This window comes from Salinisphaera sp. C84B14, from assembly GCF_040361435.1.
GTDB lineage: Bacteria > Pseudomonadota > Gammaproteobacteria > Nevskiales > Salinisphaeraceae > Salinisphaera.
The window spans coordinates 49,575-63,799 of the sequence record NZ_APNL01000007.1 but is presented as its reverse complement, the minus strand read 5'-3'; the positions used below and the strand labels follow the sequence as shown (position 1 = coordinate 63,799).

Below are 14,225 nucleotides of genomic sequence, written 5' to 3'. Positions count from 1 at the left end.
ATCGCCCCGCGTTGCTCAGCCGAGCTCGGCGCGCATGTCGGCAATGACTTTGGCGTAATCCGGCTGGCCGAAGATCGCCGAGCCGGCCACGAAGGTATCGGCGCCGGCCTCGGCCACGCGGGCGATGTTGTCGGTCTTGATGCCGCCGTCGACCTCCAGGCGGATATCCCGACCCGAGGCGTCGATGATTTCGCGCGCCTCGGCGATCTTGCCGATCGCCTCCTCGATGAACGCCTGGCCGCCAAAGCCGGGGTTCACCGACATGATCAGCACGATATCGACCTTGTCGAGCACGTATTTCAGCCACTCCAGCGGGGTGGCCGGATTGAACACCAGCCCCGTCTTGCAGCCGGCATCGCGGGCCAGCTGCAGGCTGCGATCGACGTGTTCGCTGGCTTCCGGATGAAAGGTGATCGAGCTCGCGCCGGCCTCGGCAAAGGCGCTGATCATGGCATCGACGGGTTTGACCATCAGATGCACGTCGATCGGTACGTTCGGATGCCGGGCCTTGAGCCGCTTGGCGAGCGCCGCGCCCACCGGCGGGCCGAAGGTCAGGTTCGGCACGTAGTGGTTGTCCATCACATCGAAGTGAATCCAGTCGGCGCCGGCATCGATGACGGCTTCGCACTCATCGCCGAGGGCGGCCAGATCGGCCGCGAGAATCGAAGGGGCGATGATGGGCGCGCGCGAGGAACGGGGCATGGCTTAAAACCGTGGATCGAATAGCGGCGCTAGTTTACGCTTTGCCGATTGTCTATGTCAGTCGAGCTTGAATGAGCGTTCTTTTATCGTTGCATGCCCTCGCTGCCGTGATCTGGGTGGGCGGCCTGTTCTTTCTGGTCGGCATCCTGCGCCCGGCTGCCTCGTCGGTGCCGCTGGCCGATCGCCTGCCGCTGCTGTCCACTGCGATGGGGCGTTTCTTTCTGTGGGTATGGATCGCCATCATCGTGCTGCTGGTGACCGGCAACACCATGATCTTCATGCTCGGGGGCATGGGCAGCGCACCGCTGTATATTCACCTGATGCAGCTACTCGGCTGGGCGATGTTTCTGTTGTTCGGGCATATGTTCTTTTCGCCCTGGCGGCGGGTGCGCGTGGCCCTGTCGGCCGGCGCGCTGGCGGACGCGAGCAGGGCCATGAGCCAGCTGCGCCTGTTTGCAGCGATCAATCTCGTGCTCGGTCTCGTGGTGGTGGTTATCGCCACGGGCGGACGTTACTGGCTGGCTTGATGACCGATCGGGGCGGCGGCGCTGCTAGAATCGCGTCCGTCATTCAGCGAACGCCGCAGCGGCCCTAGCCTCATGCCCGATACCTTATTCGAATCCGACCTGCACAGCGTACCGCTGCTTATGCGGGGCAAGGTGCGCGATGTCTATGCGGTGGGCGAGGATCATCTGCTGATCGTGGCCACGGATCGCCTGTCGGCTTTCGACGTGATCCTGCCCGATCCCATTCCCGGCAAGGGCGAAGTGCTCACGGCGGTATCGAATTTCTGGTTCGATCGTTTTGCCAATGATATCGCCAACCACCGTGCCGACATGTCCTTGGCCGAGGTGCTCACCGACGCCGAAATAGAGCAGGTCGGCTCCCGGGCAATGCTGGTCAAGCGTCTGAACGCGCTGCCGGTCGAAGCGGTGGCGCGCGGCTATATCATCGGGTCCGGCTGGAAGGACTATCAGGCCACCGGTGCGGTTTCGGGTATCGAGCTGCCGGCCGGGCTCGAGCAGGCCCAGGCGCTGCCCGAACCCATCTTCACCCCGTCCACCAAGGCCGAGGCGGGCGAGCACGACGAGGCCATCGACTTCGACGCGGTGGTGGCACTGATCGGCGCCGAGCGTGCGGCCGAGGTGCGCGACGCCACGTTGTCGATCTACCGGAATGCTGCGGCCTACGCACGCGAACGCGGCATCATCATCGCCGATACCAAGTTCGAATTCGGTCTCGATGCGGCCGGCGAACTGGTTTTGATCGACGAGGTGCTCACCCCGGACTCCTCGCGTTTCTGGCCGGTGTCGGACTATGCCGTCGGCATGAGCCCGCCAAGCTTCGACAAGCAGTACGTACGCGACTATCTGGAAACGCTCGACTGGAACAAGACGGCCCCCGGGCCGCGCCTGCCCCAGCAGATCATCGACAACACCGCGGCCAAGTATCGCGAAGCCTATACCCGGCTGACCGCCGCGGGCTGATTAAAGCGGCGGTCGTTGCGCGACCGCCGTTGTTGTCCTCATGGTCGATGAAACCCGCCTGTGTTTAGCGCACGGCGGGTAATTTTTTCCCAACTAAGAAAAGAAATCTTGTCGAATTGAGGTCGATTCCGCTATTGTTCGCCGGGCCGGGGACAACGGTAGAAGCGCTGGTCCCGCTTGGGTTTTCGGGCACTTTGCAGGCCAGTTTTCATACTGCGCAATCAGTGTATTGCGAAGAAAATCGGTAGTTGTACTGATTCTGCTGTGCTATCGATTAGACGCCCTAGTGGGATTGAACCCGTCGAAGAAACGGGACAAGAACGAAAAACAATATTTGGGTGCATCAGCGTGCGGAGGAGACGCGAAAATGGTGGCAGCGGTAGAACGCGGATTGCACTTGCAGGCGAAGCCTGCTTTGCCGCTGACCATGCGGGCTGGCTGTCGCCGCGTGCCGGTCACCCCGCGAGTGTTGCCCGCCGGGCAGCCGGTCAACGATGCGCCGGTGCCGATATCAGGCGAAACCCAGGTCCAGTTTTCGACGCAGTTGACCGGGTACCCGAAACGGTTTCCAGGCCGGGCGCCGTGCCTGGGCAAGTCGGTCGGCTACGGCATAGACAACGGCAGGGTCGTAGCCAAGGCCGCAGTGACTGCTCGTGACTTCAATATTCTCGGCGATGGGGCCGGCGATTTCCTGACAGGACTGCCAGGGCACCACGCCGTCGCTGCGGCTGAATATGGAAGTCGTCGGCACCGGCGGAGGCGCGACCATACGCGGACTGGCGCGATCGTCGCCGCCGGGATAGTGGCCATGCAGGCGGCGATAGAGCCGGGCGATGTTCGAGCCGCTCGGTGCATGCGCAAACGGCGAGCCCATGGTGATCACGCAGCGCGTATCGGCGGCGTAGTCCTTGGCGAGCCGGCGTGCATATACGCCGCCCAGACTCCAGCCGATGATGCTGATCGGCCCGCCGACGGTATCGCGCAGATGCTCATAGCGGTGCGCGGCGCCGGCATAGAGATGGCGGGCCCCGGAATTGGTTCCCTGGTCCCAGCCGAAGGCGCGATAGCCGATCTGGCCGAGCAGCCGGCGCAGCGGCCAGGTGGACCAGTCGCCGGCGCCAAGCCCCGGCAGCACGAGTACGACATCGCCTTCGCCCCGCGGCAGCGATTTGCGCAAGGAACCATTTACGCGCATGAAGCGCGAAAGACTTGCCACGCTACGCAGCAGCTCGGTGCTCAACAAGGCGTTGCTGGGCGGGGCCGGTTCGGGCGTGGCCTTGGAGGCGCTTATTTCTGTCATGACACGGTCTTCGGGCAAAGATAGGCGATGAATAATTTCATAATGCAACCAGGCTTCACGGGCGGCAACTGTGGGCAAGGCCGGGTCGGCATCCGCGCCGCCCTGGGCCTGTTTGTGCCCGATGCACGTCCGAGCAGGGCCGTGAATGCATTCAATCGGACTATCGGCAGTCTCTGTCGTAGCTTAAAGACCGTCTCTTGCCTGCAATGGTTCAATAACGAGCGTTTGCGGCATGCCATATGCTCGGCCAGCATGCCGGCGCTGGGTATGGGGCAACGCGCCGGGTTTGTCTGCGGCCGGTGTTTGAGGGCTGCACATGTCCGTTACTTGTTACGGGCGGCGTGATGGCGCGGATGCGTATTTACCCGAGCGCCGTACAGGTCGGGGCAGCGGTGTTTGCGCTCGCCGTGTCGCTGCTGGGCGTGGGCTGTGGTTCCCATGCCGAAAACGCGCCGGCGGTGGTCGCCAAGGGCAAGCCGGTGCGCGTTGTCGAGGTCGAACCCAACGACGAGCCGCGTACGTTTGCCTTGTCGGGGGTGACCCGGGGTGGCAGCCGGGCCCGGCTGGCATTCCAGATCGGCGGGCGTATTTCGGATATCGAAGTTCAGGTCGGCAGCGCGGTCAAGAAAGGGGACGTGATCGCGCGGCTGCAACAGCCGGGGCTGGAGCAGGGCGAGGATGCGGCGCGTTCCCAGGTGGCCCAGGCGCGCGCCCAGCGTGACCAGGCAGAACGCGATCTGGATCGCGCGCAAACCCTGTATTCGCGGGATGCCGCCACTCAGCAGACACTGGAGAATGCCCGCGCCCGGGCCGAGGCGGCACGGGCGCAGTTGCGCGGTGCCCAGGCCCAGCTCGAACAGGCCAGTCGCGGCGTGGCCCAGCAGACGCTGCGAGCACCTATCGACGGGACGATCGAGATGGTGCTGTTCGAGCCGGGCGAGGTGGTGCCGCCAGGCCAGCCCATCGTGGGCCTGTCCGGGGCGCAGAAGATCGAGGTGGCGATCGGCATTCCCGAACGCCTGCTCGCCTCGGTGGAAACCGGACAGCCGGCCCAGCTCACCCTGCCGTTGTTCGACAATCGCAAGATTACCGGCACCCTGACCGCCGTCTCCCATGCGGCCGGCGGGCCGGGGCGGTTGTTCGAGGCCGTCATCGGCATCGACAAGTCGGCCGATATCGTGCCGGGCATGAGCGTGGTCTGGCACGTATCGGTGCCGCCCAAGCCCGGCGTGCTGGTGCCGTCGGATGCCATCGCCCGCCCCGGCGGTATCGACCAGACCTTCGTTTACCGGGCCGTGGACGGGCGCGCCCACGCTGTGCCGGTAGAAACCTTCGAGATCGTGGATCGCAAAGTGCTGGTTCGCGGCGAGCTCAACGCCGGCGACCGCGTGGTGCTGGAAGGCCTCGACAACCTCGCGGATCAGGCCCGTATCCGGGTGCTTGGCGGTGACTGACTGGCCTTATCGCATTCTGACCAATGCGCGCCTGATCGCAGCGCTTGTCGGGGTGCTGGTGATCGCGGGCGCAGTCAGCTTCTATACGATGGACCGCCAGGAGAACCCCTCCTTTCCCTATCGCGGCGCGATCGTGATCATTCCGTTTCCCGGCGCCAGCGCCGAGCGGGTCGAGCGGCTGGTGCTCGAGCCAGCGGAAACGCAGATCAACGAGATCGACGAGATCTATACGCTGGGCGCGATCGCCCAGCAGGATGTCGGCGTCTTCTCGATCGAGCTGCGCGGCAATGTCTACAACACCGCCGAGGTATGGGATCGGCTGCGGGTCGCGCTGGACAACGCAAAGCGCGATTTTCCGGACGGCGTGCTGGAGCCGCGCGTCAACGACCGCATCATCGATTCGAGCCTGATGATGTTGGCGGTGACCGGCGATGCCTCGCCCATGGAGCTCGCCGAGGGCGCCCGAACCCTGCGCAAGGCGCTACTGGACGTGGACGGGGTGGCCTCGACCTCGCTCTATGGCGACCCCGGTCGCCAGGTCACGGTCGCCATCGAAGATGCGGTGATCGATCGCTATGCGCTATCGCTGGCCCGCATCGCGCGCGATATCAACGAAAGCAATCAGGTCAAGGGCGGTGGCTCGCTGCGTCTGGGCGATGCCTCCATCAACCTCAATCCGCAGGTCGATTTTCAGAGCATCGAACAGATCGGCGAAACGCCCATTCGCATGGTCTCCGGCCAGACGTTGCCGCTGGCCTCGATCGCCGACGTGTCGCTCATGCCCGAGTCGCCGCCCCGCGACGAGTTCTGGTACAACGGCCGGCGCGCGGTGGGCGTCGAGGTGGTGGCCGCACGCGGCCAGAACCAGGTCGAGCTCGGCCAGCGGCTGCGCGCGGCCGCTGCCGAGGTGGGCGAACGCATCGCGCCGCTCGAGATCGGCGAAGTGTTCTATCAGCCGGCGCTCACCCAGGATCGCCTGCATAACCTTTCGCTCAATCTGCTGAGCTCGATCGCCGCGGTGATGGCGGTGCTGGTGTGCTTCATGGGCTGGCGTATGGGGCTGGTGGTGGCCACCTTGTTGCCGTTGGTCACGCTTTCGGCGCTGGCGGTCTATGCCATGGGCGGCGGCGTGCTGCATCAGGTTGCGGTCATCGGGCTGGTCGTGGCGCTCGGCGTGCTCGTGGATAACGCCATCGTGATGACCGAGGAGGTCCAGTACGGGCTCAATGCCGGTCAGGGTCCGCAGCAGGCTGCAGCCGCTGCGATTCGCTCGCTTGCCGGGCCGTTGTTCGCGGCCACCGGTACCACGGTCGCGGCCTTCGTGCCGGTGCTGCTTGCCGAGGGCAATACCACCGACTTCGTGCGGGCCCTGCCGATCACCATCATCGTGTCGTTGTCGGCGAGCTACCTGTTCGCGGTCACGGTCACGCCGCTGATTGCGCATCGCTTTCTCAGGCCGGAGACCCGTGAGGGCCGCGATCGGCTCAACGAGCTGGGGGCGTGGCTGGCCCGGATCACCCTGGCTCGGCCGCGCACGCTGATGCTGGCCAGCGTCGGGGCTTTCGCGCTGGCGATGGCGCTGGAGCCGTTTCTGGGCGAGACCTTCTTTCCCGAGGCCGATCAGAACATCGTGGTGGTCGATGTCGTGCTTCCCGACGGGGTGCACCAGTCCAGCACCGCGGCCGCGGCGCGCCAGGTCAACGATGTGTTGATAAGCCACGAAGGCGTCGAGGCGCTCTACAGCTTCGTGGGCACGGGTGGCCCGCCGTTCTACTACAACCTGCAGAAGACGCCGCGGGCGCCGAACCTGGCGCGGCTGGTGGTGCGCACTGACGGTCTCGCCCGTAATCAGGAACTCATCGAGTTTCTCGACGACTACAAGAAGACCCACCTGCCCAGCGCCCAGATCATCGCGCGCAAGCTCAGCCAGGGGCCGCTGGTGACCGCGCCGCTGGAAGTCGAGATCTATGCCGATACCGCGGCCGAACGTCTGGCGGCGACCGACCAGATCTACGGCGTGCTGCGCGAGCTGCCCGGTACGCGCAACGTGCGTCATACCCTGGGCAGCGGCGTGCCAAGCCTGGATTTCGATATCAACAGCGCGATCGCGCGGGATTTCAAGGTCTCGCCCGTGGACGTGGCCAATTCGATTCGCAGCCACAGCGACGGCTTGATCGTGGGCGAATATCGCGGCGATGACAGCCCCATGTTCATCCGCCTGCGCTCGCCGGAGGGCGAGCTGTCGGACCCGGCCGCGCTGGAGACGGTCAACGTCTACAACGAGCGCGGCGAGCATGTGCCGCTGATGCAGGTGGCCACGCCCCGGCTCGAAGTCGCCCCCGGCGCGATCCGGCGCAAGGACGGCGCCCGCTATGCCGCCGTCTATGGCGAGCTGGAAGAGGGCGTGGCCTACAGCTCGGTGATTGGTCCATGGAAGGAGAAAGTCGCCGCGCTGGATCTGCCCGAAAGCACGCGCCTGGTGTGGCGCGGTTTCGCGGCGACCTCGGGCGATGCCAATGCAGCGGTGCTGGGCATGGCGCCGCTGGGCATCGGCTTGCTGCTGCTGTTTCTGCTGCTGCAGTTCAACTCCTTCGTACGCATTGGCCTGGTGCTGCTGACCGTGCCGTTTGCGATCGTCGGCGTGATCCCGGGGCTGCTGCTGCTCGATATTCCCTTCGGCTTCATGCCCATGCTGGGCCTGTTCGCGCTGGTGGGCATCGTGGTGAACAACGCCATCGTGCTGATCGACGTCATCGACCAGCGGCTGGGCGAGGGCGCGTCGCTCGCCGAGGCGGTGGCCGACGCGGTCGAGAGGCGCACCCGCCCGATCGTGCTGACCACGGCCACGACCATCGTCGGCCTGCTGCCGCTGGCTTTTTCCAGCGCCACGCTCTGGCCCCCGCTGGCCTGGTCGATCATCTCCGGGTTGCTCGCCTCGACGGTGCTTACCCTCATGGCGCTGCCGGCGTTCTGCCAGACGGTGCTGGCCTGGCGCCTGCGCCGGCCGCGTCCGACCGCGAACGCCGTGCTGGTCGCCGCGCTCACGCTGGGCCTGGCGAGTATGAGCGTGGCGCCGCCGGCGAGTGCCCAAGACACGGCCGAGTCGAATGCGGCCACGGCGACGGTGGATTTCGCCTCCAGCCTGCGTCGTGCGGCCGCGCGCGCGAGCGTGCGTGCCGATAGCTACGACGCCGAGGCGGCCCGCCATGCCGCAGATGCCCTGCGCCGGATTTCGCGTTATCCCACGCTGAGCGTGAACGGCTACTACTCGCGCAGCGAAGACCAACCCCGTTACACGCTCGGCGGCGAAGACGGCGATCTGAACGATGTGGTGCTGAATACGCCGGCAGGCGACATCCCGGCGTCGGTGGTCGGCGACGGCTATTCGGTGACCGTGCGCGGCGAACGCGAACAGCGCGGGGCGACCGTGTCGCTGCGCCAGCCGCTGTTCAATCTCGCCACCCAACGCTATTTGTCCGGGGCAGCCGAGGATCGTGTCTCGGCCGCGGAATGGGTGGCACAGCGCAGCCGTATCGAGAGCATGGTCGATGCCGCCAATGCCTATATCGATGTGCTCTCGGCCGAGGCTCAGCTTACGGCGGCCCGATCCCTGGTCAACAATCTCGAAAGCCGCAATGCGCAGGTGCAGGCCCTGCGCGATACCGGCAACGCCCTTAAAAGCGAAGCCCTGAGCGTGCGCTATGCCCTGAGCGAGGCACGCCAGCGGCTGGGCGAATTCGACAGCCAGGTATCGTTGGCGCAGGCCAATCTTGCGCGCACGATCGGCGCCGAGCGCCCGGTGCGTGCGCGGCCTCTGAATTTCGAGCCGCCCGCGCTGACCGGTAGCGTCGACGCCCTGGTCGATCGCGCGCTCGCGCAGCGCCAGGACCTGGCCGCCCTGCAGGCCGGCATCGAAAGCGCACGCCAGAACAGCCAGGCGGTATCCGCAGCCCGCCTGCCCACCCTCGATGCCGTGGCCAGCTCCACCTACGCCGACGGCGACCCGGCCCTGCCCGACAACGACAACCGGGTGTCGCTGCAGGTGAGCTGGACGCCCTTTGCCGGCGGCGCGATAAGCGCGCGCAAGGCCCAGGCCGAAGCCGAGCGCAACAAGCTGCTGGCCCAACTCGACGATGCCCGAACCGGCATCGCGCTCGAGGTGAGAAAAGCGGTGGCCGACTACCGCAACGCCCAGTCTCGCTATCGCACCGCGCGGCTGGGACTGGACAGCGCCCAGGCGACCCGCCGTACGCGCGCCGCCCAATGGGACGTCGGCGAACTGGGCATTCAGGAACTGCTGGAAGCCGAATCGGACGTGGCCCGTAAACGCGCCGAGTACGACGTGGCCGGCTATCGTCGGGTGTCAGCCTGGGTCGCCCTGCAAAGCGTACTGGGTGCGGGCGATCGTCTCTACGATCTGCCGGCTGGCGTTGGGCAGGCCACCGACAATGCCGCGCGATACGCGGGCGCGGCTGATGTGCGCGAACCGGTAGCAGCGGCAAGCGCCGGCGGCGCCATGCCATCGGCCACGCGATCAAGCCCGGTCGACAAGGCACGCCCCACGCGCCCGGTGGCCGACAGCACGGCCGACGATCTTCGCGCGGTGACGCAGGCGGGCGCGCCCGTGCGGGACGGCTCGTTCGGGCGCCTCGCGCACTTCAAACCGATCGAGTGGCGTGCTGCCTACTTCACGCCGGTTGGCCGGATGTCGGTATCGCAGCTCAACTCGCAAAACATCGGCCTCGGCCGGCTCCGGCTGAGCCAGTGGCAACCGCCGGCGGCCGCAGAGGACGCGGCCGAAACCACTGTAACCGAAACCGACTCGGCCTAGCTTTCGCGCTCTATCAAGACCTGGTGCAACAGGAGGAATACCATGACCACACAGCAGACCCAAACCATACTTCTAACCGGTGGACGCGCCCCGGCCGCGCTGGAACTTGCCCGTATATTCTCGCGCCGCGGGGCCCGCGTGGTGGCCGTGGACAGCTGCGGCCCGTTCATCTGCGCGCATTCGCGCCATATCTCGGCGTCGCTGAGGGTGCCTTCGCCGCGCTTCGAGCCGGAAAAATATGCCAGCGCGGTGCTGGGCTTCATCCGCGAACAGAAAGTCGATCTGGTGGTGCCCTGTACCGAGGAAACGTTCTACCTCGCCCAGATGCGCGACCAGTTCATCGGCGACTGCGAACTGTTGTGCGAGCCGATCGACACGCTGCGTCGGCTTCACCACAAGGGCGACTTCATGCAGTGGGCCGACAGCCTGGGCATGCGTACGCCGAAAACGCAGGTGTTCACCAAGGAACAGAATATTGCCGATAAGTTCGAAAGCGTGAAGGCGCAGCTGAACTCGGGCCAGCCGTTCGTGCTCAAGCCGGCGTTCACCCGCTTTGCCAACGAAGTGATCATCAGCTCCAACGGCCGCTACGAGCCGTTCGATATCAAGGCCTTCGCCGGCGGTCGCGATCTGGTCTATCAGCAGTTCCTGCCAGGGCGCCAGATCAACACGTTTGCGCTGGCGCACGAAGGCAAGCTGTTGTTTAACGTCGCCTATCACGGCGACTGGACGGCCGGTAAAGGCGCATCAATTCATTTCGCGCCGGTCGACCATGCCGGCTGTCGCGAATGGATCGAGACCTTCGTGGCCAAGACGAACTTCAGCGGCCAGATCTCCTTCGACTTCATCCAGGAAGCGCGAACCGGGCAGGTACGGCCGATCGAGTGCAACCCGCGGGTGACCTCCGGCGTGCATCTGCTGGCCGAAATCCCCGAGGTCTACGACGCCTATGTGCACAAGACGCCGGTGGATCTGTCGTTTGACCGGCTCAAGGCGGCCCAGGTGCGTCTGGCGATGGTGACCTTCGGCATCCTGCCCAATCTGCGCAAGCCACGGAAACTCGCCAAGTTCGCCTGGCAATTCGCGAGTGCCCGCGACGTGGTGCTCGACACCTCCGACCCGCGGCCCTTCTTCTACCAGTTCTATATTTACCAGCACTTCATGCGTCGGGCGCTGCTCAAGCGCGTGCCGCTGCAGCATGTGGCGATCGAGGACATGGTCTGGAACGACGACGTGCTGTGCATGCAGCCGGTCACGGAGCTCGAAGCGCGCGGCGCGTGATCAGGCCGCGTCGTTGTCTTGCGTGGCGTTGGCGCTGGAGGAATCGTTGGCGCTGGCCTGACGGGTGAGTTCGCTGTCTAGAATGCCGATGATGCCGTTGCGATCGATGCGCTGGTCCTTGAGGGCCAGAAAATAGGCATAGCCCATCGCGCGGGTGTCGTTCTTGCCCGCGCGCTGTTCCAGGTCGGCGCCGTGATCGATCATGAAGCGCAGCATCTTCGGGTCGTTGCGCTGGATGGCATAGAACAGCCCGGTGAGCTTCTCGCCGCCTTCACGCGGGTCGGCCGCGTCGATATCCAGGCCGTGGGCCAGGTAGAAATCGGCACAGCCGTAGGGGTCTTCGAGGCGGGCCTCGCGTTCGAAGATATAGACCAGGCCCCCGGCCTCGCGCAGGTCGGGCACATCGGCCTCGCGTTCGGCGACCTGGTCGAAATCGCGCTCACAGAAACCGGGCGGCTCGGCGGGGATCTGTGTCGTTGCGTCGTCCGTGGCTTCGGCCGGGGCGGCGTCGTTCACGGCCAGCGCGGGCTGGTCGCGCTGGACCTCGGTTCGATCGGCATCGGGCGTGATATAGCCCGGCCCGCCGGCCAGCCAGAAGATCACCAGGCCGAGAAAGATCGCAACGATAACCGTAATGAAGAAGATAGGTTTCATGGGCGGTTCCTGGTGGGCGAATGGGCGGTTGCAGGGGCGGGCCGGTGGTGCTTATCGATCCTTGTTGTCGCCGAACAGGGCGTCGAGCTTGTCTTCATATTCGTGATAGCCCAGATGCTCGTAGAGTTCGCTGCGGGTCTGCATGCGATCGACCACATGCTTCTGGGTGCCGTCGGCGCGAATTGCGCCGTAGACGTCGAGCGCGGCGTTGGCCATGGCCCGTGAGGCGGACAACGGATACAGCACCATGCCCACGCCCTGATCGGCCAGCTCGGTGGTGGTATAGAGCTCGGTCTGGCCGAATTCGGTGATATTGGCCAATACCGGCACGCCCAGCTCGGTGAAGCGCTTGTACATTTCCAGGTCGGTCATGGCCTCGGCGAAGATGAAGTCGGCGCCGGCTTCCACGCAGGCCGCGGCGCGTTCGACGGCCGAGTCCAGGCCCTCGACGGCCAGCGCATCGGTACGCGCCATGATCAGCATTTCGTCGCGGGCGTCGGCGGCCGCGGTCACGCGCTCGGCCATTTCCTCCTTGGACACGATCGCCTTGCCCGGGCGATGGCCACAGCGTTTGGCCGCCACCTGATCCTCGATATGCACGCAGGCTGCGCCGGCCTTCTCGAACAGCTTGACCGTGCGTCCGATGTTGAAGGCGCTGCCCCAACCGGTATCGATATCCACCAGCAGCGGCACGTCGGTGGCATAGGTGATCCGGCGCACGTCTTCGAGCACGTCGTTCATGGTGGTCATGCCCAGATCGGGCAGCCCGTAGGACCAGTTCGCCACGCCGCCGCCGGACAGATAGATCGCTTTGAAGCCGCTGTGTTCGGCCAGCATCGCGGCATAGGCGTTGATGGCCCCCACGATCTGGAGCGGGTGTTCGGTTTCGAGCGCGGAAAGAAAGCGTTGGGCTGCGGACATGATGCTCTAACGGTCGGATTGAATGACGGGCGTCAGCTTAACGCAAGCCCGGCCCATCGCGGTGCCCGAGCGTTGCCACAAACGGGATCGAATCGGCGGCCGAACGCCGTCCGGCCGCCATGCACGCCCCGGGTCAGACCAGCCAGCGCGTAGCGAACTTGATGAACCAGCGCGTGAAGCCCTTGTAGGGCGGCAGGAACAAAAAGCTAAGCGAGAAGCGCTCGCGCACCACTGCCCGCTCGTGGCTGAAGGCCTTGAAGCCGTAGTGGCCGTGCGAGTTGCCCAGCCCCGAATTGTTGACCCCGCCAAACGGCAGGTTGGCGTGCAGAAACTGCACCATCGAATGGTTCACGCAGGAGCCGCCCGCGCTGGTGTTGGACAGCACCTTGTCGATGAAGTCGTTGTCGCGTGCAAAGACGTACAGCGCCAGCGGTTTGGGCTGGGCGTTGATTTCGTCGATCACGCGGTCGCTGTCGGTGAAGGGGACGATCGGCAGGATGGGGCCGAAGATCTCCTCTGAAAGCACGCGCGATTCGCGGTCGACCTCGGTCAGCAGGGTGGGGGCGATATAGTTGTCGTTGTTGGCTTCCACGCCGCCCATGGACACGCGCGCGCCGCGCTCGGTGGCGTCGTCGATGAGGCTTTTCACGCGCGCGTAGTGCTTGTCGTTGACGATCCGGCAGTAATCGGCGTTCGATGCCATCTGTGCCTGATCGCCGTAGAGCTTGGTCATGGCCTTGCGCATGGCCTCGACGAAGCTGTCCAGAATATCGGTATGGACATACATGTAGTCCGGCGCGATACAGGTCTGGCCGTTGTTGGCGAACTTGCCCCAGGCCAGGTTCTTCGCCGACTTGTCGATATCCGCGGTCTTGTCCACGATCACCGGCGACTTGCCGCCCAGTTCCAGGGTCACCGAGGTGAGGTGTTCGGCCGCGGCGCGCATCACGATCTTGCCGACCGCCGGCGAACCGGTGAAGAAGATATGGTCGAAATGCAGCCCCAGCAGGTGCTGTGACGTTTGTACCGCGCCCTGCACCACCGTGACTTCATCCTCGTCGAAGAGATCCGACACGATGTCGTCCATGAGCTGGGCGCAGTGCGGGGTCATCTCCGATGGTTTGAGAATGACCGTATTGCCGGCTGCGATCGCCGAGATCAACGGCCCGAAACTCAGATTGATGGGGTAGTTCCAGGGCGAGATGATCAGGCATACGCCCTTGGGTTCGTTTCGCACCTCGGCCGAGGTGCCGAACATCAGCAGCGTAGGCCGCTTGCGTTCGGGCTTCATCCAGCCCTTGAGATGACGAATTGCATGGTTGGCTTCCATGACCACCGGCAGGATCTCGGTGATATCGACTTCCGGCGCGGGCTTTGCGAAGTCCGCATGGCAGGCCTTGTAGATCTGTTCGCTGCGATCGAACATCGCCTGGCGCAGGCGCTTGATCTTTTCGATGCGTTCGGCCGCGGTGGATGTCCGCAGCGACAGGGCCTTGACCTGCTGGGCCGCAAACAGCCGTTCGGTGCGGCCGTGATCGGCCTCCGCGGGCGCGGCAGCAGCGATATTCTCTACGGCGGTACTCATGGGAATTCTC

Annotated in this window: 10 protein-coding genes; 5 read left to right on the top strand and 5 right to left on the bottom strand. The window is 65.0% G+C overall.

Features of this window, described 5'->3' with window-relative positions:
• Nucleotides 1–15: 15 nt before the first annotated feature.
• Nucleotides 16–702 (bottom strand): ribulose-phosphate 3-epimerase, encoded by a 687-nt coding sequence (gene rpe / locus C84B14_RS07715; RefSeq protein ID WP_348764801.1) that lies wholly within the window; start codon nt 700–702, stop codon nt 16–18.
• A gap of 71 nt (nt 703–773) precedes the next feature.
• Here rpe and C84B14_RS07710 point away from each other — a divergent pair, with 71 nt between their 5' ends.
• Entirely contained in the window at nt 774–1,229 is a 456-nt protein-coding gene (locus tag C84B14_RS07710) for a CopD family protein (RefSeq protein ID WP_293624496.1), read from the top strand.
• Nucleotides 1,230–1,301: 72 nt separating this feature from the next.
• Nucleotides 1,302–2,189 carry a phosphoribosylaminoimidazolesuccinocarboxamide synthase gene (locus C84B14_RS07705; protein WP_348764800.1) on the top strand — a complete coding sequence of 296 codons (888 nt, stop codon included), beginning with the start codon at nt 1,302–1,304 and terminating at the stop codon, nt 2,187–2,189.
• Between the two features lie 511 nt (nt 2,190–2,700).
• Here the strand turns inward: C84B14_RS07705 and C84B14_RS07700 are convergent.
• Entirely contained in the window at nt 2,701–3,489 is a 789-nt protein-coding gene (locus C84B14_RS07700; protein ID WP_353223095.1) for an esterase/lipase family protein, read from the bottom strand.
• Between the two features lie 353 nt (nt 3,490–3,842).
• Here C84B14_RS07700 and C84B14_RS07695 point away from each other — a divergent pair, with 353 nt between their 5' ends.
• Genes C84B14_RS07695 through C84B14_RS07685 form a run of 3 tightly spaced genes read left to right on the top strand, consistent with a single transcriptional unit; the run spans nt 3,843 to nt 11,055 of the window.
• The gene (locus C84B14_RS07695; RefSeq protein ID WP_353223093.1) at nt 3,843–4,943 is read left to right on the top strand and encodes an efflux RND transporter periplasmic adaptor subunit; all 1,101 of its coding nucleotides are present in this window, start codon (nt 3,843–3,845) and stop codon (nt 4,941–4,943) included.
• Complete coding sequence (locus C84B14_RS07690) at nt 4,936–9,774, top strand: efflux RND transporter permease subunit (protein ID WP_353223091.1); 4,839 nt, start codon at nt 4,936–4,938, stop codon at nt 9,772–9,774. The genes C84B14_RS07695 and C84B14_RS07690 overlap by 8 nt, the downstream gene beginning before the upstream one ends.
• A gap of 42 nt (nt 9,775–9,816) precedes the next feature.
• Entirely contained in the window at nt 9,817–11,055 is a 1,239-nt protein-coding gene (locus tag C84B14_RS07685; protein WP_353223089.1) for an ATP-grasp domain-containing protein, read from the top strand.
• On the opposite strand, the gene C84B14_RS07680 is transcribed toward C84B14_RS07685, so the two are convergent.
• The 3 genes from C84B14_RS07680 to C84B14_RS07670 form a co-directional block, all read right to left on the bottom strand.
• Entirely contained in the window at nt 11,056–11,709 is a 654-nt protein-coding gene (locus C84B14_RS07680) for an ankyrin repeat domain-containing protein (protein WP_353223087.1), read from the bottom strand.
• Nucleotides 11,710–11,760: 51 nt separating this feature from the next.
• Nucleotides 11,761–12,630, bottom strand: coding sequence for a methylisocitrate lyase (prpB, locus tag C84B14_RS07675; RefSeq protein ID WP_353223085.1), 870 nt, complete (start codon nt 12,628–12,630; stop codon nt 11,761–11,763).
• Between the two features lie 133 nt (nt 12,631–12,763).
• Nucleotides 12,764–14,215, bottom strand: coding sequence for an aldehyde dehydrogenase family protein (locus C84B14_RS07670; protein ID WP_348766605.1), 1,452 nt, complete (start codon nt 14,213–14,215; stop codon nt 12,764–12,766).
• Nucleotides 14,216–14,225: the final 10 nt, after the last annotated feature.

Excerpts from the sequence above, each read along its gene's own strand:
- rpe (WP_348764801.1), bottom strand. The coding sequence starts at position 702 with ATGCCCCGTTCCTCGCGCGCGCCCATCATCGCCCCTTCGATTCTCGCG.
- C84B14_RS07670 (WP_348766605.1), bottom strand. The coding sequence starts at position 14,215 with ATGAGTACCGCCGTAGAGAATATCGCTGCTGCCGCGCCCGCGGAGGCC.
- C84B14_RS07680 (WP_353223087.1), bottom strand. The coding sequence starts at position 11,709 with ATGAAACCTATCTTCTTCATTACGGTTATCGTTGCGATCTTTCTCGGC.
- C84B14_RS07710 (WP_293624496.1), top strand. The coding sequence starts at position 774 with ATGAGCGTTCTTTTATCGTTGCATGCCCTCGCTGCCGTGATCTGGGTG.
- C84B14_RS07705 (WP_348764800.1), top strand. The coding sequence starts at position 1,302 with ATGCCCGATACCTTATTCGAATCCGACCTGCACAGCGTACCGCTGCTT.
- C84B14_RS07685 (WP_353223089.1), top strand. The coding sequence starts at position 9,817 with ATGACCACACAGCAGACCCAAACCATACTTCTAACCGGTGGACGCGCC.
- C84B14_RS07700 (WP_353223095.1), bottom strand. The coding sequence starts at position 3,489 with ATGACAGAAATAAGCGCCTCCAAGGCCACGCCCGAACCGGCCCCGCCC.
- C84B14_RS07695 (WP_353223093.1), top strand. The coding sequence starts at position 3,843 with ATGCGTATTTACCCGAGCGCCGTACAGGTCGGGGCAGCGGTGTTTGCG.
- prpB (WP_353223085.1), bottom strand. The coding sequence starts at position 12,630 with ATGTCCGCAGCCCAACGCTTTCTTTCCGCGCTCGAAACCGAACACCCG.